We start from the raw sequence: 22,486 nt of genomic DNA, 5'->3' as shown, positions 1-22,486 counted from the left end.
GTGATTGTGGAAAAAAGAAGATTTCCGTCGCCCCATCCGCATATTCACTTATATACAGTGACCTATGAGGCAGATGGACTTCGGATGAAAGGACTGCTCGCTGAGCCGGCCCGAGAAGGTCTCTACGACGGCTTTTTGTACTTACGAGGCGGCATTAAAAATGTGGGGATGGTCAGACCTGGCCGGATTGTGCAATTTGCCGCGCAGGGTTTTGTCGTCTTTGCTCCCTTTTACCGGGGAAACCAAGGAGGCGAAGGGAACGAAGATTTTGCCGGAGAAGATCGAAAAGATGCTTTTGCTGCCTTTCAGCTGTTAAAGCAGCACAAAAAAGTGAAGAAGGATCGCATTCATATCTTTGGTTTTTCGCGAGGCGGTATTATGGGCATCTGGACCGCTGTAGAAATGAAACAGGAGGCGGCTTCCTTTGTCACATGGGGAGGCGTCAGTGACATGAAACTGACTTATGAAGAGCGTGTGGATATGAGACGGATGATGAAGCGTGTGATTGGTGGTCCGCCGCATAAGGTGCCAGAGGCATATGAGAACAGAACCCCTTTAAATGATGTGGATAAAATTGAAGCACCTGTCCTGATCATCCACGGAGAAGAGGACCAAAATGTATCGATTGAGCATGCATATTTGTTAGAAGATGCACTGCGCCAGCACGGGAAGTCTGTGGAGACGTGGTATTTCCATGGATACAACCACTATTTCCCGCCGCAGCATAATCGAGAAATTGTGAGAAGGCTGACCACATGGATGCACAGCCGAAAAAGCGGAAATGTGTTAAAATAAGCAGTATAACGAAATATAGAAAGTAGGGGGATTTTCATTATGGGAATGCCTGTTGAATTTAATACAATGATTGTCACAAAGGGAAAAGAGACAAGAATTGAAGAAAATGTATTTGAACTCATGAAGGATGGATACCGCATTTATCCGTTAAATATTCCACTTGAGGTGCGCAAAACGAAAGACGGAGAAAAAACAGGGACAGCACATGTTGAAAAACTAGAGCTGACAGACAATGTCACGAAGGTGACGTACCGCCTTGTGTCATTGCATTCAACAAACTAAAAAAAGCTGAGGGATTGAATCTCCTCAGCTTTTTTCATTTGGTTATACGAGTGGTCCGCCTTTGGCTTCAATGTCACTTGCCGCGTGGCTGAATTTTTGGAAGTTCTTTTTAAATTCATTGGCAAGGAAGTGTGCTTTTTCTTGATAAGCCTTTTGGTCATCCCATGTTTTTGCAGGTTGAAGCACTTCATCTGGTACACCAGGAATATGAAGCGGGATGTGTAAGCCAAAGATGTCATCAGTGATCATTTCAGCATTATCAAGGTCACCTTCGATTGCTGCCTGAACCATTGCTCTTGTATGAGCGAGATTCATTCGTTTGCCTGTGCCATAGCCTCCGCCAGTCCAGCCTGTATTCACAAGGAATACTTTAGCACCGTGCTCATCGATCTTTTTGCCAAGCATTTCAGCATAGACGTGAGCTGGAAGCGGGAGGAATGGTGAACCGAAGCACGTAGAGAATGTCGTTTCTGGTGATGTGACACCGCGCTCAGTTCCCGCTAATTTACTTGTGTACCCGCTCAAGAAATGGTACATTGCCTGTTCTTTTGTTAAACGGCTGATTGGAGGTAAGACGCCAAACGCATCAGCTGTTAAGAAAACAATGGCAGATGGATGTCCTGCGATACTTGGTTTCACGATGTTATCAATCATTTCGATTGGGTAAGCAGCGCGTGTATTTTCAGTAAAGAATGTATCATCATAATCCGCTTCACGTGTTTCTTCATCAAGCACAACGTTCTCAAGAACTGATCCGAAGCTGATCGCTTTGTAGATCTGTGGTTCTTTTTCTTCACTTAAGTTCACACATTTCGCATAGCATCCGCCCTCGATATTGAAGACTCCTGTGCCAGACCAGCCATGTTCGTCGTCTCCGATCAGCTTGCGGCTTGCGCTTGCAGAAAGCGTCGTTTTCCCAGTACCTGAAAGTCCAAAGAATAAGGCTACATCGCCTTCTTGACCTACGTTTGCTGAGCAGTGCATGGATAAAATATCTTGCTCAGGAAGCAGGTAGTTCATCACAGAGAAAATGGACTTTTTCATTTCTCCTGCATATTCTGTTCCACCGATAAGAATCGTGCGTTTTTCAAAAGAAACGATGATAAACGTTTCAGAGTTTGTGCCATCTGTTGCAGGATCTGCTTTGAAGTGCGGTGCAGATAAGATGGTGAAAGGTTTTTCATTTGAAGAAGGTGTTGACCCGTCAGGTCTGATAAATAGCTGCTTGGCAAAAAGATTGTGCCATGCGAATTCGTTTACAACTGTAATCGGCATACGATATCTTTCATCAGCGCCTGCAAACCCTTCAAAGACGAATAGTTCATCACGTTCTTTTAAGTATGACACAACCTTTGTATATAAACGGTCAAATGCTTCTTTGGAGATCGGCTGGTTGACTTGACCCCAATCGATTTTATGCTCAGAGCTTTCTTCTTTGACGATAAATTTATCTTTAGGCGAACGTCCTGTGTAGGCTCCAGTTGTCGCGCGGACAGCTCCTGTTGATGTTAAAACGCCTTCATTACGTGCCAAAATCTTTTCAACAAGTTTCGGAACAGATAAATTTTGGTGCGTATTTTCTAATGAGAGCAATGACTGCAAATCTTCTTTTAAATCCACTGAGTTCATAAAAAAACCCTTCCTTTACCGTTGAATTTGTTTGTTTCGATTAGTATAACACATTAATAATAATAGTCTATACTATTTAAACATTTTTGTGTGTGTTTTTTCATTTCTGCTATGAAAATATGCTTTTTGGTGATGCTAATGATGAGGAGAAAAAAGAGGGAGATAATTCTTATGAAGCATTGACATGACGCAAGGGTTTAAGATAAGATATCTTATTGAACGGATACTCTTATCCCGAGTTGGTGGAGGGACAGGCCCGATGAAGCCCAGCAACCGGTTTCTTATGAAAAAGGCATGAACATGCTGAGAAACCAAGGTGCTAACCTGATGCAAGGTACAAGAACACCTTGAGCGATAAGAGTGAAAGGCATGCGATCTCAGACCCTTTCCTCGCAATGAAGGAAATGGTTTTTTTATTTTTGGGATATCATATGAACAAATTGCCAATAACATCTCTAATATAAACGTTTTTAAATATAAGAGGGAACGAGTTCCGTATCATATTGGAGGCCTCATCTTGGGATGATGTGGTCTTGTACAGGAGGAAATAGCCATTATGAGTCAAAATCGTCGTTTATTTACTTCAGAATCAGTGACAGAAGGACATCCGGATAAAATCTGTGATCAAATTTCAGACAGCATTTTGGATGAAATTTTAAAGAAAGATCCAAATGCACGTGTTGCCTGTGAAACTTCTGTTACAACCGGTCTCGTATTAGTAAGCGGTGAAATTACAACGTCTACTTATGTCGATATTCCAAAGACGGTGCGTGACACAATTAAGGAAATTGGCTACACACGTGCGAAATATGGTTTTGATGCGGAAACATGTGCGGTCCTTACATCAATTGATGAACAGTCTGCTGATATTGCGCAAGGTGTAGACAAAGCGCTTGAAGCACGTGAAGGAACAATGACTGAAGAAGAAATTGATGCGATTGGTGCAGGTGACCAAGGATTGATGTTTGGTTTTGCCAACAACGAAACCGAAGAGCTCATGCCGCTGCCGATTTCCCTAGCGCATAAATTATCTCGCCGTTTAACAGAAGTACGTAAGAATGAGACACTTGCATACCTTCGTCCAGACGGAAAAACACAAGTCACAGTTGAATATGATGAGCAAAACAAACCAGTTCGTATTGACACAGTGGTTATTTCTACGCAGCATGCACCAGAAGTGACGCTTGAACAAATCCAAAGTGACTTAAAAGAGCATGTCATCAGCCCTGTCGTTCCAAGTGAACTGATTGATGAACAGACAAAATACTTTATTAACCCAACTGGCCGTTTCGTGATCGGTGGACCTCAAGGGGATGCTGGTTTAACTGGACGTAAAATCATCGTTGATACGTATGGCGGATATGCTCGTCATGGCGGCGGTGCTTTCTCAGGTAAGGATGCAACGAAGGTTGACCGTTCTGCGGCATATGCTGCTCGTTACGTAGCGAAAAACATCGTAGCTGCCGGCCTTGCAGATTCTTGTGAAGTACAGCTTGCTTATGCAATTGGTGTTGCACAGCCTGTATCGATTTCAATTGATACATTCGGAACAGGAAAAGCTTCTGAAGAAAAATTAATTGAAGTGGTTCGTGCAAACTTTGATCTTCGTCCAGCTGGCATTATTAAAATGCTTGACCTGCGCCGTCCGATCTACAAACAAACAGCTGCATACGGACATTTCGGCCGTCACGACTTAGATCTTCCGTGGGAAAAAACGGATAAAGCCGAAACACTTCGTAAAGAAGCATTGGGACAATAACAACATAGAAAACCGCTTATTTTAAGCGGTTTTCCTTTTGATTAAAAAAAAATCTGTAAAAAGCGAAAAAATGTGAAACAAAATCGGACAAAATACTGTCTAATTATAGGTCTACTTTTAAGAAATAACATAACGTGGAGGCAATAATATGTGTGGGTTTGTTGGTGTATTTAATCACCGTCCATTGTCCGAAACTACTGAACAGGAAGAGCTAATTAAACAAATGAATCGTCTCATCGTTCATCGCGGTCCGGATGATGAGGGTTACTTTCATGATGAGCATGTAGGATTTGGATTTAGACGTTTAAGTATTATAGATGTTGAGCACGGAAAGCAGCCGCTTTCTTATGAAGATGAAAAGTACTGGATTATTTTCAACGGAGAAATTTATAACTATGTGGAGCTGAAGGAAGAGCTTGTGAAAAAAGGCTATACATTCAGCACAGATTCAGATACGGAAGTACTTCTTGCCACATACCGTCATTATAAAGAAGAAGCGGCTTCAAAGCTTCGCGGCATGTTTGCATTTTTAATTTGGGATAAAGAAGCGCAATTATTATATGGCGCAAGAGATCCTTTTGGCATCAAACCGCTTTATTTTACACAAATGGATGAGCAAGTGTACTTTGCGTCTGAACGCAAAAGCTTGATGGCAGTGAACGAGAACATTTTATTTGATGAGACATCCTTACAGCAATACATGTCATTCCAGTTCGTACCTGAGCCAAATACACTTGATCAAAAGGTGCACAAAGTAGAGCCTGGTCATCAGTTTACTTTACGCCCAGGACAGGAGATTGAATTTAAGACTTACTGGAAAGTTCAATTCAAGCCTGAACAAACACAAGAACAAAAGCTGATTGAAGAAGTCCGCGATGCAATCTATGATTCTGTGAAAATTCACATGAGAAGTGATGTTCCTGTTGGTTCATTCCTATCAGGTGGTATCGATTCTTCTTTCATCGTATCTGTCGCAAAGGAATTTCATCCTGAGCTGAAGACGTTTTCTGTTGGTTTCCAGCAGGATGGCTTTAGTGAAGTTGATGTGGCGAAGGAAACGGCTGATAAGCTGGGCTTACAAAACTTCAGCGCTGTGATTTCTCCTGAGGAATATATGAATGAGCTTCCGAAAATTGTTTGGCATTTAGATGATCCTTTAGCTGATCCGGCGGCGATTCCATTGTACTTCGTGGCAAAGGAAGCCAAGAAACAAGTGACGGTTGTTCTTTCTGGTGAGGGAGCAGACGAGCTGTTCGGTGGTTATAATATTTACCGTGAGCCGCTTTCTCTTAAACCATTTGAATCTGTTCCATCTATGCTGAAAAAGCTTCTTCTTCGTCTGGCGCGCTTAATGCCAGAAGGAATGAAAGGAAAAAGCTTTATCGTCCGTGGCTGTACACCATTAGAGGAGCGTTATATCGGTAATGCGAAAATCTTTGAAGAGCCAGTAAAGAAAAACCTCTTAAAGCAGTATGATCCGAACATTACATATCGTGATGTGACGAAGACATACTTCGAGGAAAGTGCAGGCTACAGTGATATTAACAAAATGCAATATGTTGATATTCATACGTGGATGCGCGGTGACATCTTATTGAAAGCAGATAAGATGACAATGGCGAATTCCCTTGAGCTTCGTGTTCCATTCCTTGATAAGGTCGTATTTGAAGCGGCTTCTAAAATTCCAGAAGAGCTGAAAACAAAAGATGGCACAACGAAATATTTATTGCGTAAAGCAGCAGAAGGCATTGTGCCTGACCATGTGTTAAACCGCAAGAAGCTGGGCTTCCCTGTTCCAATTCGTCATTGGCTGAAAAATGAGATGAACGCTTGGGCGAAAGACATCATTAAAAACAGTCAAACGGACGAATATATTAACAAAGCATATGTGCTTGATTTATTAAATGAACATTGTGCTGGTAAGGCAGATCATAGCCGTAAGATTTGGACCGTTCTGATCTTTATGATTTGGCACAGCATTTATGTGGAGCGCAGTATTGATCCAGAGCAATTGAATCATCAACCAAAAGAAGTCATCTTCAGTTAATGAAAAAAGGTTTTCAGCTTTGTGCTGAAAACCTTTTTTGTCATGATAGAAAGCGGTGGATAAGGGTAAAATAACAAGCGGTTCATAGTTATTGCTTAATATCCTGAAAAAAACATGATAAAGTGAAGATACACGTATGATGTTAACGAGATAAAAGGGAACGATAGTATTGTCCTTTTTCTACATATTCTCTGCGGATTCGGTCCATGTCTTGAATATCTTCATCTGTTAAGAGCCGAACGACTTTGGCTGGACGGCCAAAAGCGAGTGATCCTTTTGGGATGACCTTGCCTTGAGGGACAAGACTTCCTGCACCGATAAAGGCGCCTTCGCCGATCTCCGCACCATCGAGAATGATGGACCCCATGCCAATGAGGGCATTTTTTCGAATGATTGAGCTATGTAATGTGACTTGGTGTCCAATGGTAGCACCATCTTCAATAAGAAGTGTTTTTCCAGGACTTTGATGCAGGCACGATAAATCTTGAATGTTGACGTTCTTTCCAATTCTCACAGGTGCGACATCGCCTCTGATGACAGTTTGGAACCACACGCTCGAATATTCTCCAATTGTGACATCACCGGTAATGGTGGCGTTTTCTGCGACAAAGACCGATTCATGAATCTCAGGTGTAAACTGATGATATGGATAAATCACTTTTTCGACTTCCTTTCTTAATACAACATTTGTGAGGTGTTTACTTTGTGGACTTGGCATGCTGAAAGACCAGTTGGTACAATTGTGATAGTACATGGTGCGAGTGAATATCACGGCCGATATAAATGGCTGATTGAAATGTGGCGGAATGCAGGCTATCACGTCGTCATGGGTGACTTGCCTGGGCAAGGCACATCGACACGTGCGCGAGGCCACATTCGTTCATTTCAAGAATACATTGATACAGTCGATGAATGGATTGAACATGCGAAATCATTCAGGCTTCCTACATTTTTACTTGGACACAGTATGGGTGGACTCATTTCAATTGAGTGGATGAAGCAGTATACCCATACGAAGTTGAATGGCCTTATTTTATCATCACCTTGTTTAGGTCTGCAATTTAAACCGAAGAAGCTGATGGATTTTGCGTCAAAAGGTCTAAATATGCTGGCACCGTCTTTTAAAGTGGAGTCAGGGCTGTCGATTGAACTAGCGACACGAAATCAGGCGGTCATTGAGGCAGACTCAAATGATTCTCTTTACGTGACAAAGGTGTCGGTTCGCTGGTATCGAGAGCTGATCAAAAATATCGATGCGGCGATGCAGCCGACGAATGTCTTTAAATCGATCCCGCTCCTTTTAATGCAGGCGGGCGATGATAAGATCGTGGATAAAACGAGGGTGATCAAATGGTTCAATGGTATAGAATCAACCAATAAATCATACCGTGAATGGGAAGAGCTGTATCACGAAATTTTTAATGAACCGGAAAGAGAAGATGTGTTTAAGGCGGCAAGAGCCTTTACAGATCAATATATTTGATTGTGAGCTTTAAGTTGGGGGTGGAGTGATTTGTCAGTACCAGAGCGTCCTTTTGCACTGATGACAAAGGTGTATAAAGATATTTTTCCGCTTGTTCATCAGGAGCTGAAAAAGTGGCGGGCTCATGCAGAAATGATTGAAAATGAAGAACTGAGAACGCAGGCACTAGCGAGCATATCTAGTAAAACGTTTCACTGTGAAGGCGGAGGTATTTTATCTCTTCTAGCAGGTGAAGAAAAAGAAACGTGTATTGAATTCATCGTGGCATATCAAACCATCAGTGATTACTTAGATAACCTATGTGACCGCAGCACGTCGCTTGATCCAAAGGATTTTCATATGCTGCATCAAGCGATGAGAGATGCGCTTGATATTCATGCTGAGCTCAAGCCATACTATCAATTCCGTGAGGATCAAGAGGATCATGGATACTTACATGCGCTTGTCCGCACATGTCAAGACGTGCTTGCGCGCGTTGAGCATTATCCAATCATTCAGCCATATTTACACACGCTGTGTGATTACTATAGTGATCTGCAAGTACATAAGCACGTTGTTCCTCATGAGCGTGTGCCAAGGCTAGAGTCGTGGTTCCGCCAATATGAAAAGGATTTGCCGAAGATGGAATGGTATGAATTTTCAGCTTGTGCGGGATCGACGTTAGGGATATTCTGTCTTGTGGCGTATGCGCTGCAGCCTGATTTTACAGAAAAGCAGGCGAAACAAATATACGAAAGCTATTTCCCTTATATTCAAGGTCTGCACATTTTACTCGATTATTTAATTGACCAAGAAGAGGACCGGCTTGGGGGAGATCTGAACTTTTGCTCATACTATGACTCTCATCATGAGATGATGGATAGACTACAGCATTTTATCGAAAAAGCGGATGAGCAGCTGAAAGGCATTCCGCATGAGAACTTTCACAAATTGATTAACAGAGGATTACTCGCGGTCTATTTGTCCGATGAAAAAGTGACAGCCCAAAAAGAGATGAACAAGCTGGCAAAAAGGCTGATCAAATCAAGCGGGAAAACATCGTTCTTTTTCTATATTAACGGAAGAGCCTATCGGACCTATCAGAAAATGCCTTGGATGAAATCATCATAAAAAAGCTCAAATCCATTAGGATTTGAGCTTTAGCGTGTAGACAAACCCTCGCATTCGGTGTCAGGTCTGCAAAGGTTTTCTATCACGCTGAAAAGAAGAAAAAAAGCTAAAATGCACATCATTTTAGCTTTTTTTCAATGGCGACCACAAAAGGCGGGTCGTTTTGAATATTCATGTATTGATATGATAAAACTTGTACTTCTTCATGAGACAGTGATCTGCAATAGTCGAGAAGTACTTCTTTTTCTCTTTTACCTTCGGGATGTCCATGGTAGATCACAAGGACGATCAGTCCTCCGGGTTTGAGCCATTCGAGGAGTTGTTTAATCGCTTCAATGGTTGTATGCGCCTGAGTAGTAACGGCTTTATCGCCTCCAGGTAGATACCCAAGGTTAAACACTGCACCAGATATATGTCCATAAACGTCCTTCGGCAGATGATCCGCCAGTTTTTCATGTCCATCATGGATCAGATTAACGTAAGGATATTGATCGCCAAGCCTTTTGCTTGTCTGCTGCAAGGCTTCCTCTTGCACGTCGAATGCAAACACTTGTCCATCAGTTCCTACAAGGTCAGCTAAATAGAGTGTATCGTGGCCGTTCCCCATTGTTGCATCTATGACGATGTCGCCTTTTTGACACGCACGTTCTAACAGCTCTTTACTAAAAGGAAGCATGCGTTTCAAAATCATTTTGCTGCTTCTTCCAATCTGACGAAACGTTTCCCTTGGTAGCTGTTACGTCTTTCAAGCTCAGCATTAATGGCATTTAGTACTTCCCACTTGTTTACACTCCACATTGGACCAACCATTAATTCAATTGGGCCGTCTCCTGTAATACGATGAATAATCATTTCTGGCGGCAGAATCTCCAGCTGATCACAAACAAGCTGAACATATTCCTCCTGACTTAAAAACTCAAGCTTTCCTTTTTCGTATTGCTTAACCATTGGGGTCCCTTTTAAAAGGTGAAGCAAATGAATTTTAATTCCTTGCACATCTAAATCCGCAACAGCTTTTGCTGTTTCCATCATCATGTCCCGGTTTTCAAGAGGCAATCCGTTGATAATATGCGAGCAGACACGAATTCCGTGTTTTCTCAGCTTTTCTACACCTTCAACGTAGCATTCATAATCATGAGCACGGTTAATGAGCATCGCTGTCCGTTCATGTACCGTTTGAAGACCGAGCTCTACCCATAGGTAAGTGCGTTCGTTTAATTCGGCTAAATATTCCACTACGTCATCCGGCAGACAGTCAGGTCTTGTTGCAATGGATAGACCTACGACACCATCCAGGTTCATGACGGTTTCATATTTTTCTTTTAGGACAGGAAGCGGCGCGTGTGTGTTTGTATACGCCTGAAAATACGCCATGTATTTTCCGTCTTTCCATTTTGTATGCATCCGGTCTTTGATTTCATTAAATTGAGTGATGAGATCATCAGCCCGGTTTCCTGCAAAATCACCAGAACCAGCGGCACTGCAAAATGTACAGCCGCCGTGGGCTACGGTACCATCACGGTTTGGGCAGTCAAAGCCGCCGTCTAAGGCTACTTTAAATACTTTATGACCAAAGTGTTCACGCAAATGGTAGTTCCATGTGTGATAACGTTTTTCGCTGTTTGAATATAAAAAAGGGTTATGCTGATCCAAGTCAGTAACCTCCTTGCGTAATAATAGGCATCCTTAAAGTTTAACAAAAATCACGAAGGAGGACAATTGAATCTGTCCAACATTTTCTTTAGTGAAAAAGCTTTACATGGGCAAAATAGGCGGGAGCGATGATGAAATGGAGGGAATGTAAGATGGCAACAAGGCAGTCGATCGATGAATTTATCCAAAAAAGTACTGAAACCCTTGAGTTTGCAAGTGAGCAATTTGATTTGAGCTCACGACAGGAACATTATAATGAGGAAGAATTTTCTAAAGCACAGCTCATGCTTGAGAATACGGTCAACGAATTAGAAAAATTAAAAGATGTCGCCAATGACCAGCAAAGAGAACGGTTAGACAGGGCGCGTGTTCAAATTCAGAGCTTGCAAAACCAAATGATATTAGGAATTTCTTACGATAATGTTTGATGAACAGATCCTTCTTAAAGGGTCTGTTTTATTTTTTGGATGTTTTCGCAAAGATTGTTGTTTTTGGATATATATTTGTAATTGGTTTTTATTCTGTTAAAATATGTTATATAAAGAAATTGCAAATATCTTTAATCAAGGGGGTAGAAAAAATGTTGGAGACCCTTCCTAATTGGTTTTGGGCATTATATTACTTGTTTTTCTTAGCAACATTTGGAACTGCAATATTCAGTGTTGTGAAAAATAAACATAGGGGATTGTCCATTCTAACCATTGTATTTACTGTTACAATTCCGATTATTAGCCTGATAAATAGCATTGGTAGAGTAGAAGGAATGAATGAATTTGAACACTTATTTAGTCAATTGCAACAGGGGGCAGTTTGGTCTATCTATACAGTTATAGGCTATATATTTTTATTAGTATGGTGGGTGCTAATCCTGTTCAAAAGCAAGTCCAAAAACCAAGTAATAGTATCTAATTAAAACCTTGTAGAGACCTTAATATTGGGGTCTTTTATTATTGCACTTCTCAACATCTCAACTGTACTATAATTAGATTTTTGACACGCTAAAACAAGCCTTTGCTCTACTCGTTTTTCAAATGCTAAATTCTTTTCCTTATCAAGCCATCGGAACCAGTAGAGGTAGTTGTCCAAATATTTTGTTGCAACTCCTTGAGAACGCTCCATCCACTTTTACAGGCGATTATGAAAAATTATTAACGTGTTAAATGTGGTAAATCCACTTCTTTACACGCTGTTTTTGACGCTCATTGACTGTTCATGTTGTAATCCTGTTATCTTTGCGAACTTTTTATAATTTGTTGCTGTTTCAGTGCATAGCAAAGCAGAAGGGTGAATATACTCACCCTTCTGCTTTAACACGATCTGTTCCTGCCTTACGAGCAATTACACTTCCATTACGGTCTTGTGCTACGACAACAGCATTTTAAGGTTAGAAATACCTCTCTTTTCGTCCTTTTCTCCACGCTTTTTGGCTTTTCTATGGGTGATTTCTCGCCCCTTCATAGACTCACGAAAGAAAGTTTCATCACTTTCAACGATACCTTAAAGTTGATTAAATCCGAAACTGCCTGATGCGTTCAAGATTTTATGTCTCCAATAAAATGCGGCGGAAATGTGTATTTTAAGGCGTTCAGCAATTTTGGGTACAACCATAAACCAGAAGCAAATCTGGCTTCACGAATGCTTTTAAGTAGTTTTGTCATTTTATCTGGTTCGTCTGGAAACAAGTCTTGTTTCATTACGTTAAACAAGGCTAATTGCTCTGATTTGGTTAAATTGCTGAACTCTTCATAAACATTTTCCCACATACTTAAACGCCTCCCGAATGCCCACTGTAACAACCTTTTAACAGTATAATCAAGAGAGCAACAATCTTTACGAAAACAGCCTATTTTTTTCTAGAGTCTCTTGACTTTTCAATTAAGTGTCTATATTGTATTAAGTGTACTACATCAACTAATACACTACAGACACTTAAAAAGTGAAGAAAGGTGTTCAACCATGAAAAAAGAAAAAAAGCCAATCAATTTGAAGTGGATGGTGCTGGCTGTTGCGTTAGCATGTACATTTTTTTTCGTTCTCGTTTTCATTGGTTTTGAAGTTCAAAAAGATTTGATACCCAATTCGGTCCCTTTAATGCAAGGACATGAACAAGCGATAGGACTGCAAAAGCATGAATGAGGAAAGAGGGAGCCATCATGATCCAAATAGATCCAAGAAGCGCTGCGCCAATATATGAACAAATCATTGAGCAGCTCAAAATTTTATGTTTAAAAGGCGTGATGAAGCCAGGTGACAAACTGCCCTCTGTCAGAGAGCTCGCCACCATTATTATTGCCAACCCAAACACCGTCAGCAAAGCGTATAAAGAACTTGAACGGGAAGGGATTATTGAAACGCTAAGAGGCCGTGGTACGTATGTAACAGAAGGTGCTCAGTTAAAGCTGAATGAAGGGAAGGTGCTCGAGATGAAAGAACAGTTAAGACAACTCATCATAGAAGCTCATTATGCCGGTATTGATATTCATCAACTGAAGGAATGGCTAGAAGAGATCGGCTCAAGTCTTAAAGGAGGAAAACAAGTTGATTGAGGTCAGAAATGTATCAAAAACTTTAAATGGACGCCAAGTCCTCAGTGACGTTTCCTTCAAAATAGGAAAAGGTGAGATCTTCGGTCTGTTAGGGCGGAATGGCTCTGGAAAAACAACGCTTCTCCGATTGATACAGCAAATTCTTCTTCCGGATGAAGGAGAGATTTATTTCAAAGACGTGCTGGTGAAAGACCACCCGCTAGTCAAGCAAAATATTGTATATATGCCGGTCGTAAATCCTTACTTTGACAGGTACAATTATGGACAGCTTGTAAAGCTTTTAAAACAACTGTATCCAAAGTTTGACGTGACATATGCCAATGAGCTTGTGAACCGGTATGAGATCCCGGAAAAAGTGAAATATCGTGAATTGTCGACAGGATTAAAGAAACAGCTGTCGCTCATTTTAAGCTTTGCGATCAAACCAGCGGTCATTTTATTGGATGAGCCGACTGATGGAATCGACGCTGTGACAAGAAATGATGTGCTTCAGCTCATGATCGACGAAGTGGCAGAACGTGAAACATCGATTCTCATTACATCTCACCGTTTAGAAGACATTGAGCGTATGTGTAATCGAATCGGATTTTTAGAAGGAAATGAACTCACAAGTGTCATGGATTTAGATGAATTAAAGGATGACTATGTCAAAATCCAAATGGCCTTTGAAGAAGATATGAACTTAAGTATTCGTAAAAATGGCGTTGCGATTTTGGATCAAGCGGGCGTTTTCTATACAGCGCTTGTTCTTAAAACCGACGTGGAGGCTAAAGAGTACTTGAAGTCACTAAAGCCAAAAGTATGGCATGAACTGCCTGTGAATTTAGAAGAAGTATTCATTGCGAAGTTTGGAGGGAAACGCAGATGGTAAAGCGGCAATTATTATATAAGGAGTGGAAGCAGTCTGAGCTGACATTCATTTTAGTGATGCTCGTTGCTACGCTTGCGACACCCTTCGCATTCTTAATGGAATATTCTTCTTTTCAAACGTGTCTAAACGATACAGAGTGTATTGTCGATTCACCGCGTTTTTCATATTTCTTTAATACAGATGCTTTCCTCTCCCTTTCTTGGTTAATGGGGCTCTTCTTTGCTGTCATTCAGCTGGGATTTGAGAGAAATAAAGGGCACATGGACTTTACCTTATCTTTACCGTTTAGCAGAAGTGCAATTTATCACACAAAGTTTTTCTTAGGTGTTGGAATCATTGCAGTCGTTCATGCCGTTTCTTTTATTCTTACCTATTTACTTATTTTAGGACTTAATCCGTTGGAAACATCTGGTTTTCATAACGGTTATGTCATTTCGCTTGTCACCTCCTTGATGTTTTATAGTTTATTTTTTGCAGCGGGTACTTTAACTGGAAGTTCCATTTCACAAGCAATTGTTGGGTTCAGCACAGCTACTTTACCCTTTTTAGTGATCGGATTACCGCTTCTTCATTTAGATATTATCATCAAGACAAGTGGTAGTTGGGTAGATAAGAGCTTCACGTATTTGTTAGTGCCTATGTCTCCAATTACTTATATTACAACGCACCCTTTCCAACCCGATTATCCTTATTGGTTCACGGGTGAAGAATTCATTATACCTATTGTCATGATGGTTCTGTTCTATCTAATTGGCTTAATTAGCTTTATAAAACATCCAATTGAAAGAAATGGCCGCTTCTTCCTTTACTCAAATATGGATAGACCGATTCAGATTATGGTCATTGTCTTCGGTGTTCTAGGGTTTGGGTGGTTTGGATTTGCTTCAGATAATTCCATATTTGGTTATATTGCTGGCATGCTCATCGGTGGAGCTGTGGGCGCACTAACGAGTTATTTCTTAATCTATCGAAAAAGATAAACAGAGAGCAGGGGAGTAGAGATGATTCAGATTCAAGCATTAGATCATGTATTTAAAATTGGTAAAAAAGGCAGGGAAAATGAAATTCCTGTACTAAAAGGGATTGACCTGTCCATTAAAAGAGGCGATATTGCTTGTATTGTTGGACGAAGTGGTTCAGGGAAATCGACTTTGTTGAACTTAATATCAGGTTATATTACGCCAACGAGTGGACAAATTACCATTGATGGCACCAATGTCACTGGCTTTAATGAAAAAGAATGGGCAGACTTTCGCTTAGACCACTTTGGCTTTATCTTTCAAAGCTTTCAGTTGATTGGGAGCTTAACAACGTATGAGAATGTTGAACTTCCGCTCACTTTAAAAGGTGTGAAGCCGTCTGAACGAAAAGAGAAAGTAAAAGAAATGCTGAAACGAGTAGGTCTTGAACATCACGCAGGACATTACCCAAATGAGCTGTCAGGCGGACAGCAGCAGCGTGTGAGTATTGCAAGAGCCTTGATTTTAAATCCATCTATTATTTTAGCGGATGAACCAACAGGGAGTCTCGATTCAGAAACTGAAGGAGAAATTCTAGCCTTTATCCAGCAGCTCAATCGTGAAAAAGGAATTACATTCGTCATCATTACACATGACGATGAAGTCGCTTCAATCGCAGACACAACGTTCCAGCTTCACGATGGTGTATTAAAGAAAGGGGAACAATCCATTGAAATTTAGAGATCAGGTCAAATTCATAAGAAGAAACATGAAGAAAAATAGATTGCGTGTGTTTATGACCATTCTTGCGACGACAATGGCATGCTCTTTCTTAATCGTTTTAGCGTCTGTCGGTTTTGGTTTGCAAAAATCAGCTCAAGATGAAATTATGAAGCAGCAAATCATCACAGAAATTAAAGTGTTAGGAAAAGAAAAAGGAGACGTCAAGATTGATGATTTAAAGAAATATGATCATGTAAAATCTGTTGTCTCAAGAACATCGATCATTCCATCGGTTAACGTCGAGCTCGATAACCGTTCAAGTGAAACGCAGGCTGCTTTGACCGATATGAAAGAAGAAAAAGAAGCAGGGCTTGAACTAGACCGAGGAAAAGTCCCAACGTCAGCGAACGAAATTGTGGTTGGGTATCATATGGCGCAGCAACTGTGGACAAAAAAAGAACGCGAAGCCTATGAAAAAGAATTAAATCAGACGTCAAATGGTGAAGAAACACCGAAGGAGCCTAAAGGCTACACGAAGGATATTTTAAATAAAGTGATTCAAATCAAAGTGCCAAAACTAAATGAAGAAAATGAAGTCGTCAAAGAAAAAACATTTGATTTCCGTGTAGTAGGTGTTTTGAAAAAGCCGAATTTGGAGTGGCAGGAGGATCATAAAATTCTGATTCCGAATGCTTATGAAAAAGAATTTGGCCAAATACTCGACCTGTCTCCTGAAGCAGGAAATGTCGAGAAAATGACCTCTGTTTATGCAGATAAATTCGACAATGTCGGTGCACTCACGGATAAACTAACAGATGAAGGCTACCAAGTCATCTCTGTGACGAATCAGCTAGAAGGAATGGCTATGTTCTTTACAGTCTTCAAAATTGGACTTATTTTTGTCGGATGTATTGCAGTCATTATTTCTGCCATCGGTATTTTCAATACGATGACCATGGCGGTAACAGAGCGAACACAAGAGATTGGGATTATGAAAGCCATTGGCGCGAATCCATCCATTATCAAGCGAATGTTCTTAATGGAAAGTGCTTATATTGGAGTCATCGGATCAATCATCGGTATTATCATCTCATATTTGATTAGTTTCGCCGTTAATTTAATCATCCCAGCCATTTTGTCGTCCATGTCTGAGGGAGGATCAAGCGATCAATTCTCGATTACTTTTTCCTATATTCCGCTTAGCCTTGTGATTACAGCAACAGTGATCAGCGCAGGGGTAGCGATCATCTCAGGGCTGAACCCGGCACGTAAGGCAACAAAAACGAATGTATTATCAGCTTTAAGAAGAGAAATTTAAAAAAGAACCTCCTGAAAACCCGATTGGGCGCTCAGGAGGTTCTTTTTAATCTTAATTAAACATCGCTATTGCTTAGGTGCCCTGTATCCGGCACGCTCAGCCTCTTCTACGGAGCAGAACATTTTGGTTACATTCTTTGTTCTAGAGTAGTATCTGCTGCTTAATGTGTGATAAATACCGTTGACACTCCCTTTAATGTTACAGGCAGCTGATTCTTTTTTTGTTTCCTTTTGTGATTCATGACCGCCTGTGCTTTTTCCTTCATCTTTAGGAGCAGATCGCTGGACGGTGGAAGATTTCGTATCGCTGCTACTATTCTTGTTTTCTTGTTTAAGTGTTTCATTGCTGGAGGTAAGCTTGTCTATTTTCTCTTCAAGCGATTGAATGGTCTTTTCTTGCTGTTTGACCGTTTCTTTTTCTGAGGTGATCGTTTCTAGCTTTTTTTCCAGCTTTTCTTTTTCCTTCTCCGCGTCTTCTAAAGAGGAGGTAAGCGACTCTTTATCAGCTTTTAAGCTCGAAATGTCAGCTGAGAGCTCCTTTTGATCCTTTAAAAGCTGTTCGGAAGATGGATCGGCTTGTGCTTTTGGTGAATTTGCAGCAGCAAGCGGTAATGACATAATGGAAAAGAAGAGACCAATGATCAAAAAAGGATAGAATAGTTTCTTTGAAAAAATCAGCTCGTTCTTGCGTTTGAGTAAGAAGAAATTGACGGCATATCCGATGGCAAAACAGACACATAAAAGACCTATGATGAGTAACAACATATCTAACAGCCCCCCTAAATTGCTATTTACACCTATCATACCTCATTTTTCCATTTTGGGAAGCGGTTCAACTAAAAAAACCCTGTTTACACAGGGTTTTCAGCTAATGTTAATCCTTTTATGGCTTCTTTTACTGTCAAATAAGTGATCGTATTCTGGAAATCTGTATCGAGGTCTTTCATTTTCATCGCAAGCTGCGGTTTGATTCCAGTGATGATTAGTTCGGTTCCCGTTAGATTGAGAAGATGATGCAGTTTGAAAATGCGTGCTGCGACGGAATCATCGACTTCTATTAAACCAGAAAGGTCGACAATTAAATAATCATCCTTTGAATCATCTAATATACAGGTTAACTTAGCGACAATGGCATCAAAGCGCTCTTCAGATAATTTCCCGATAAGCGGAAGGGCAGATACACCATTTTTGATTGGGACGATTGGCGTCGAAAGAGAGGTGACTTCCTGTAAGGAATCTTCTAGGAGCTGTTCATATTCTTTCTGTTTCGTAATATCCTTTTGAAAACCAATGAAAAATGTTTTGTCATCTTGTTCAATGTATAGAGGATCTATATTGAGTTCATTCCAAAAAAAAGTGCCGTCTTTTTTATAATTTTTTAGCTGTGTGGTAATAGGTGTTTTGTTTTGAATTCCATGACGAATTAAAGCAAGCTGCTTTTGATCCGTGTCTTTTCCTTGAAGGAATCGACAATTACGCCCAAGAATCTCATCTGGTTTGTATCCAGTCATTTGTGTAAAGCCATGATTCACATAAACGATAGGGTTATCCTCTAAGGAAGGGTCTGTAATGACAACACCGATGCGCGCATGATCCAGCGCTTTTTTGATGAGTTCAAGCTGTTTTTGCAAGCCGAAAATGTTCGAGCTGACCATATTACCCTCCTTTGCTGCTATAAGACATATCAAATGGTTGTCTTTTCAACCAAATGAATCCTTATAAACGTAACATAACATATGTTCTGTTTCAACGATTGCAAACGCTTTGTTAAATTTGTCATCATAGTTTGTCCTCCATTAGAATAGAGTAAGTAAGGAGACTTTTCATTAGAAAAAGAAGGAATCAATTACTCAACATTCATAAAATGACAAAAATAGTTAATATGGATTAGGTAAAAATGATTCCAATGCATCAAGATTGTTTTTAGGTCATTCACATATAATGGAAGAAACAAGCTTTTTTTCTTCGTTAGAGAGAATAGACCTTTTACATGGATTATGACGGAACAGCAGAATGGCATTACAGGGGGCTGGACAGCCTGAAGTCGCTTTACTATTCTAAGGGCTTTAGGAAGGTGATGAAAATGCTGCAACAAGTCATTATTGCTTGCGCCATTGGAGGGGTCATGGGCATTCTCGGTCACGTAAAGAAAAAAGGCAGGCTAGAGAAGCCCAGAATGACAAAAAAGTTTATTTACTTAGGGTTTATTGAAGATTGGCTCGTTGGGATGATTGCCGCTACACTGCTTGTCTTATCCTCAAATCCCGAATCTAGTCTGCACTTGATCATCTTATCAATTATTTCAGGTTACGGAGGAGAAGCAGTTCTGCGAAGCTTTGATTTTGTAAGAGATCAGCGTTCACAGGATGCAGACTCCAGCCGTCATAACCGATCTCCACACGAATAATATCCTCTACTTTACCCTAGTCTAGGGTACATTCCCATTGTATACAAACCTGCTTGCACTTATGATCATAATTCTATAAAATACTACTTAGATGACGGTTACGATAAGAACAGTGAAGAGGAGTAGTAGGAAAGCAGTATTTGTCTTTAGAGAATTGACGGCTGGTGAAAGTCAATCAAATCTGCTTCTGAACTCGCCTCAGAGTTGCAGTTGCGTTAAAGCTTCTGTCGCATGTCTGCGTTAAAGATATTAAGTGAGCGTACGAACAGCATGTTACGCTAACAAGGGTGGTACCGCGGGAACCAAAAAATCTCTCGTCCCTTTCCAGGGATGAGGGTTTTTTGTTGATTTTAGAAAAATCTGAATTCTTGCAGTGGTCATCTAAGCAGATAAAGCCGTACATATTAAAGGAGGTTTTCACATTGAGTTTTCAGCATCGGGAAATTGAAAAGAAGTGGCAGGATTATTGGCTGACACATAAAACATTCGCCACATCTGACTCGGAAGATAAACCGAAGTTTTATGCGCTTGATATGTTTCCATATCCATCAGGAGCAGGGCTTCATGTCGGGCACCCTGAGGGCTATACAGCAACGGATATTTTATCACGCATGAAACGTATGCAGGGATATGATGTTCTTCATCCAATGGGATGGGACGCATTTGGTCTCCCGGCAGAACAGTATGCACTTGATACAGGGAATGACCCGGCGGCCTTTACAGAAGAGAACATCAATAACTTCCGCCGCCAAATTCAATCACTAGGGTTCTCGTATGATTGGGATCGAGAAATCAACACGACAGATCCGAATTACTACAAATGGACACAATGGATTTTCTTAAAATTGTACGAAAAAGGATTGGCCTATATCGATGAAGTACCAGTGAACTGGTGCCCAGCGCTTGGCACAGTGCTTGCAAACGAAGAAGTCATTGATGGAAAAAGTGAACGCGGAGGCCATCCTGTTGAAAGACGTCCTATGAAGCAGTGGATGCTAAAGATTACAGCATATGCGGACAGGCTGTTAGAAGATTTAGAGGACATTGATTGGCCTGAAAGCATCAAAGATATGCAGCGTAACTGGATCGGACGCTCTGAAGGTGCGCACGTTCATTTTGAAGTAGAAGGGCATAACGAACAGTTTACGGTTTTTACAACGCGTCCTGATACACTATTTGGTGCAACTTATGCGGTGCTTGCTCCAGAACATGCACTAGTTGAAAAAATTACATCAGCTACTCAAAAAGAAGCAGTCGAAGCATATATCAAAGAAATTCAATCGAAGAGTGATTTAGAGCGGACAGATCTTGCCAAAACGAAAACGGGTATTTTCACAGGGGCATATGCTATCAATCCGTTAAATGGTGAAAAAATGCCGATCTGGATTGCAGATTACGTGTTAGCCACTTATGGAACAGGGGCGATTATGGCCGTACCTGCTCATGATGAACGTGATTATGAATTCGCCAAAACCTTTGATCTTCCAATCAAAGAAGTTGTAGAAGGCGGAGACATCGAAAAAGAAGCCTACACAGGTGATGGAAAGCACATTAACTCTGATTTCCTAAATGGCTTAGGAAAAGAAGAGGCGATTGAAAAAGCGATTGCATGGCTTGAAGAACATCAAAAGGGTGAAAAGAAAGTCACATATCGTTTAAGAGACTGGCTATTTAGCCGCCAGCGCTACTGGGGTGAACCGATTCCAATCATTCATTGGGAGGACGGAACATCTTCAGCTGTTTCAGAGGAAGAGCTTCCACTGATCTTGCCTAAGACGACTGAGATTAAGCCAAGTGGTACAGGTGAATCACCATTAGCCAATATTAAAGACTGGGTTGAGGTTGTAGATCCTGTAACAGGTAAGAAAGGCCGCCGTGAAACGAATACAATGCCGCAATGGGCAGGAAGCTGCTGGTATTTCTTACGTTATATTGATCCTCATAACTCTGAAGAGCTTGCATCTCCTGAGAAGCTGAAGAAATGGCTTCCAGTTGATGTGTATATCGGCGGAGCAGAACACGCTGTACTGCATCTTCTATATGCACGCTTCTGGCATAAATTCTTGTATGATATCGGTGTTGTTCCAACAAAAGAACCTTTCATGAAATTGTTCAACCAAGGCATGATTCTTGGGGAAAACAATGAAAAAATGAGTAAATCAAAAGGAAATGTGGTCAACCCGGATGATATCGTAGAATCTCATGGTGCAGATACATTACGACTTTATGAAATGTTCATGGGACCTTTAGATGCGTCAATTGCTTGGTCTGAAACAGGACTTGATGGTGCTCGTCGTTTCCTTGATCGTGTATGGCGTCTATTTACAAATGAAGATGGCTCACTCAGTGATAAAGTGACAGAGCAATCTGGCGGCGCATTAGAACGCAGCTATCATGAAACCGTCATGAAGGTAACTGATCATTATGAAGGCTTGCGTTTCAATACAGGCATTTCACAATTAATGGTGTTTATCAACGATGCCTATAAGGCTGATACACTGCCGAAAGAATATGCAGAAGGCTTTGTAAAGCTTCTTTCTCCAATTGCACCGCATCTTGCAGAAGAGCTTTGGAATAAACTTGGTCATGAAGGGTCTATTTCTTATGAAGCATGGCCTCAATATGATGAGTCAAAGCTTGTCGACGATGAAGTAGAAATTGTCGTACAGCTTAACGGTAAAGTGAAAGCAAAATTAACCGTTCCTGCTGATGCAACAAGGGAGCAGTTAGAAGAGCTTGCGAAAAATGATGCACGAGTAAAAGAACAGCTGGAAGGGAAAACCATTCGTAAAGTGATTGCGGTTCCTGGGAAGCTTGTCAATATTGTTGCGAACTAATGATGACACCCATCGGTATTTAACCGGTGGGTGTTCTTTATTTCCCGGGACATAATTTTGTCGAAAAC

General features: G+C 40.9%; 22 protein-coding genes, 1 pseudogene, 1 riboswitch and 1 other annotated feature. Of the genes and pseudogenes, 16 read left to right on the top strand and 7 right to left on the bottom strand.

What is annotated here, in order from left to right:
* Both ACN6NB_RS13815 and ACN6NB_RS13810 read left to right on the top strand, forming a co-directional pair.
* Entirely contained in the window at positions 1 to 795 is a 795-nt protein-coding gene (locus tag ACN6NB_RS13815) for an alpha/beta hydrolase family protein (RefSeq protein WP_144516152.1), read from the top strand.
* Positions 796 to 834: 39 nt separating this feature from the next.
* A complete protein-coding gene (locus ACN6NB_RS13810; protein WP_025092385.1) occupies positions 835 to 1,077 on the top strand; it encodes a DUF2584 domain-containing protein in 243 nt (80 codons plus the stop codon).
* 42 nt (positions 1,078 to 1,119) lie between these two features.
* On the opposite strand, the gene pckA is transcribed toward ACN6NB_RS13810, so the two are convergent.
* Entirely contained in the window at positions 1,120 to 2,706 is a 1,587-nt protein-coding gene (pckA, locus tag ACN6NB_RS13805) for a phosphoenolpyruvate carboxykinase (ATP) (protein WP_039180849.1), read from the bottom strand.
* A gap of 226 nt (positions 2,707 to 2,932) precedes the next feature.
* A riboswitch (SAM riboswitch) is annotated at positions 2,933 to 3,067 on the top strand.
* A 195-nt stretch (positions 3,068 to 3,262) separates the two neighbouring features.
* Between pckA and metK the strand changes: the two genes are divergently transcribed.
* Entirely contained in the window at positions 3,263 to 4,465 is a 1,203-nt protein-coding gene (gene metK / locus ACN6NB_RS13800) for a methionine adenosyltransferase (protein ID WP_039180847.1), read from the top strand.
* Positions 4,466 to 4,613: 148 nt separating this feature from the next.
* Positions 4,614 to 6,512, top strand: a complete 1,899-nt coding sequence (gene asnB, locus ACN6NB_RS13795; protein ID WP_024426217.1) for an asparagine synthase (glutamine-hydrolyzing) — start codon at positions 4,614 to 4,616, stop codon at positions 6,510 to 6,512.
* A gap of 142 nt (positions 6,513 to 6,654) precedes the next feature.
* On the opposite strand, the gene ACN6NB_RS13790 is transcribed toward asnB, so the two are convergent.
* A complete protein-coding gene (locus tag ACN6NB_RS13790) occupies positions 6,655 to 7,170 on the bottom strand; it encodes a gamma carbonic anhydrase (protein WP_047203523.1) in 516 nt (171 codons plus the stop codon).
* Between the two features lie 45 nt (positions 7,171 to 7,215).
* On the opposite strand from ACN6NB_RS13790, the gene ACN6NB_RS13785 reads away from it, so the two are divergent.
* Together ACN6NB_RS13785 and ACN6NB_RS13780 are read left to right on the top strand one after the other, a co-directional pair.
* Positions 7,216 to 7,995: an alpha/beta hydrolase gene (locus ACN6NB_RS13785; protein ID WP_058838192.1), complete on the top strand. Its 780-nt coding sequence runs from the start codon at positions 7,216 to 7,218 to the stop codon at positions 7,993 to 7,995.
* Positions 7,996 to 8,025: 30 nt separating this feature from the next.
* Positions 8,026 to 9,105, top strand: coding sequence for a tetraprenyl-beta-curcumene synthase family protein (locus ACN6NB_RS13780; RefSeq protein WP_058838193.1), 1,080 nt, complete (start codon positions 8,026 to 8,028; stop codon positions 9,103 to 9,105).
* Between the two features lie 118 nt (positions 9,106 to 9,223).
* On the opposite strand, the gene mnmM is transcribed toward ACN6NB_RS13780, so the two are convergent.
* Both mnmM and mnmL read right to left on the bottom strand, forming a co-directional pair.
* Positions 9,224 to 9,796 carry a tRNA 5-(aminomethyl)-2-thiouridylate-methyltransferase MnmM gene (gene mnmM, locus ACN6NB_RS13775; protein WP_144516150.1) on the bottom strand — a complete coding sequence of 191 codons (573 nt, stop codon included), beginning with the start codon at positions 9,794 to 9,796 and terminating at the stop codon, positions 9,224 to 9,226.
* Positions 9,793 to 10,758 (bottom strand): tRNA modification radical SAM protein MnmL/YtqA, encoded by a 966-nt coding sequence (gene mnmL, locus ACN6NB_RS13770; protein WP_017358356.1) that lies wholly within the window; start codon positions 10,756 to 10,758, stop codon positions 9,793 to 9,795. Before mnmL ends, mnmM begins: the two co-directional genes overlap by 4 nt.
* A gap of 152 nt (positions 10,759 to 10,910) precedes the next feature.
* Here mnmL and ACN6NB_RS13765 point away from each other — a divergent pair, with 152 nt between their 5' ends.
* Both ACN6NB_RS13765 and ACN6NB_RS13760 read left to right on the top strand, forming a co-directional pair.
* Complete coding sequence (locus tag ACN6NB_RS13765) at positions 10,911 to 11,186, top strand: YtzC family protein (protein WP_039180834.1); 276 nt, start codon at positions 10,911 to 10,913, stop codon at positions 11,184 to 11,186.
* Between the two features lie 152 nt (positions 11,187 to 11,338).
* Positions 11,339 to 11,671, top strand: a complete 333-nt coding sequence (locus ACN6NB_RS13760; RefSeq protein WP_039183270.1) for a hypothetical protein — start codon at positions 11,339 to 11,341, stop codon at positions 11,669 to 11,671.
* Here the strand turns inward: ACN6NB_RS13760 and ACN6NB_RS13755 are convergent.
* Positions 11,668 to 12,521 (bottom strand): annotated as a pseudogene (locus ACN6NB_RS13755) (IS1595 family transposase). The gene ACN6NB_RS13760 and the pseudogene ACN6NB_RS13755 overlap by 4 nt on opposite strands.
* 193 nt (positions 12,522 to 12,714) lie before the next feature.
* On the opposite strand from ACN6NB_RS13755, the gene ACN6NB_RS13750 reads away from it, so the two are divergent.
* The 6 genes from ACN6NB_RS13750 to ACN6NB_RS13725 are packed head-to-tail and all read left to right on the top strand — an operon-like array spanning position 12,715 to position 17,175.
* Entirely contained in the window at positions 12,715 to 12,894 is a 180-nt protein-coding gene (locus ACN6NB_RS13750; protein ID WP_039180825.1) for a hypothetical protein, read from the top strand.
* A gap of 17 nt (positions 12,895 to 12,911) precedes the next feature.
* A complete protein-coding gene (locus ACN6NB_RS13745) occupies positions 12,912 to 13,304 on the top strand; it encodes a GntR family transcriptional regulator (protein WP_019743690.1) in 393 nt (130 codons plus the stop codon).
* Positions 13,297 to 14,175 carry an ATP-binding cassette domain-containing protein gene (locus tag ACN6NB_RS13740; protein WP_039180822.1) on the top strand — a complete coding sequence of 293 codons (879 nt, stop codon included), beginning with the start codon at positions 13,297 to 13,299 and terminating at the stop codon, positions 14,173 to 14,175. The genes ACN6NB_RS13745 and ACN6NB_RS13740 overlap by 8 nt, the downstream gene beginning before the upstream one ends.
* A complete protein-coding gene (locus ACN6NB_RS13735) occupies positions 14,169 to 15,155 on the top strand; it encodes an ABC-2 transporter permease (RefSeq protein ID WP_474253391.1) in 987 nt (328 codons plus the stop codon). Before ACN6NB_RS13740 ends, ACN6NB_RS13735 begins: the two co-directional genes overlap by 7 nt.
* Before the next feature lie 21 nt (positions 15,156 to 15,176).
* Complete coding sequence (locus tag ACN6NB_RS13730) at positions 15,177 to 15,875, top strand: ABC transporter ATP-binding protein (RefSeq protein WP_039180816.1); 699 nt, start codon at positions 15,177 to 15,179, stop codon at positions 15,873 to 15,875.
* Positions 15,865 to 17,175: an ABC transporter permease gene (locus ACN6NB_RS13725; protein WP_039180812.1), complete on the top strand. Its 1,311-nt coding sequence runs from the start codon at positions 15,865 to 15,867 to the stop codon at positions 17,173 to 17,175. Before ACN6NB_RS13730 ends, ACN6NB_RS13725 begins: the two co-directional genes overlap by 11 nt.
* A gap of 65 nt (positions 17,176 to 17,240) precedes the next feature.
* Here ACN6NB_RS13725 and ACN6NB_RS13720 read toward each other — a convergent pair whose 3' ends face one another.
* Both ACN6NB_RS13720 and ytvA read right to left on the bottom strand, forming a co-directional pair.
* Positions 17,241 to 17,939, bottom strand: a complete 699-nt coding sequence (locus ACN6NB_RS13720; RefSeq protein ID WP_474253390.1) for a sunset domain-containing protein — start codon at positions 17,937 to 17,939, stop codon at positions 17,241 to 17,243.
* Positions 17,940 to 18,025: 86 nt separating this feature from the next.
* On the bottom strand, positions 18,026 to 18,829 hold the full coding sequence (ytvA, locus tag ACN6NB_RS13715; protein ID WP_151284038.1) for a YtvA family blue-light photoreceptor: 804 nt from the start codon (positions 18,827 to 18,829) through the stop codon (positions 18,026 to 18,028).
* 422 nt (positions 18,830 to 19,251) lie between these two features.
* On the opposite strand from ytvA, the gene ACN6NB_RS13710 reads away from it, so the two are divergent.
* Together ACN6NB_RS13710 and leuS are read left to right on the top strand one after the other, a co-directional pair.
* Positions 19,252 to 19,581 carry a DUF4257 domain-containing protein gene (locus ACN6NB_RS13710; RefSeq protein ID WP_228280384.1) on the top strand — a complete coding sequence of 110 codons (330 nt, stop codon included), beginning with the start codon at positions 19,252 to 19,254 and terminating at the stop codon, positions 19,579 to 19,581.
* A gap of 103 nt (positions 19,582 to 19,684) precedes the next feature.
* Positions 19,685 to 19,906: a binding site (T-box leader), on the top strand.
* A gap of 97 nt (positions 19,907 to 20,003) precedes the next feature.
* Complete coding sequence (gene leuS, locus ACN6NB_RS13705) at positions 20,004 to 22,418, top strand: leucine--tRNA ligase (RefSeq protein WP_039180797.1); 2,415 nt, start codon at positions 20,004 to 20,006, stop codon at positions 22,416 to 22,418.
* Positions 22,419 to 22,486 lie beyond the last annotated feature (68 nt).

Source organism: Bacillus sp. 11B20 (assembly GCF_056098985.1).
This window is presented reverse-complemented; position numbering and strand designations above follow the sequence as displayed.

Coding starts and splice junctions, on each gene's coding strand:
- ACN6NB_RS13720 (WP_474253390.1), bottom strand. CDS start 17,939: ATGTTGTTACTCATCATAGGTCTTTTATGTGTCTGTTTTGCCATCGGA.
- ytvA (WP_151284038.1), bottom strand. CDS start 18,829: ATGGTCAGCTCGAACATTTTCGGCTTGCAAAAACAGCTTGAACTCATC.
- ACN6NB_RS13730 (WP_039180816.1), top strand. CDS start 15,177: ATGATTCAGATTCAAGCATTAGATCATGTATTTAAAATTGGTAAAAAA.
- mnmM (WP_144516150.1), bottom strand. CDS start 9,796: ATGATTTTGAAACGCATGCTTCCTTTTAGTAAAGAGCTGTTAGAACGT.
- ACN6NB_RS13750 (WP_039180825.1), top strand. CDS start 12,715: ATGAAAAAAGAAAAAAAGCCAATCAATTTGAAGTGGATGGTGCTGGCT.
- asnB (WP_024426217.1), top strand. CDS start 4,614: ATGTGTGGGTTTGTTGGTGTATTTAATCACCGTCCATTGTCCGAAACT.
- ACN6NB_RS13745 (WP_019743690.1), top strand. CDS start 12,912: ATGATCCAAATAGATCCAAGAAGCGCTGCGCCAATATATGAACAAATC.
- metK (WP_039180847.1), top strand. CDS start 3,263: ATGAGTCAAAATCGTCGTTTATTTACTTCAGAATCAGTGACAGAAGGA.
- ACN6NB_RS13710 (WP_228280384.1), top strand. CDS start 19,252: ATGAAAATGCTGCAACAAGTCATTATTGCTTGCGCCATTGGAGGGGTC.
- ACN6NB_RS13760 (WP_039183270.1), top strand. CDS start 11,339: ATGTTGGAGACCCTTCCTAATTGGTTTTGGGCATTATATTACTTGTTT.
- ACN6NB_RS13765 (WP_039180834.1), top strand. CDS start 10,911: ATGGCAACAAGGCAGTCGATCGATGAATTTATCCAAAAAAGTACTGAA.
- ACN6NB_RS13735 (WP_474253391.1), top strand. CDS start 14,169: ATGGTAAAGCGGCAATTATTATATAAGGAGTGGAAGCAGTCTGAGCTG.
- ACN6NB_RS13810 (WP_025092385.1), top strand. CDS start 835: ATGGGAATGCCTGTTGAATTTAATACAATGATTGTCACAAAGGGAAAA.
- pckA (WP_039180849.1), bottom strand. CDS start 2,706: ATGAACTCAGTGGATTTAAAAGAAGATTTGCAGTCATTGCTCTCATTA.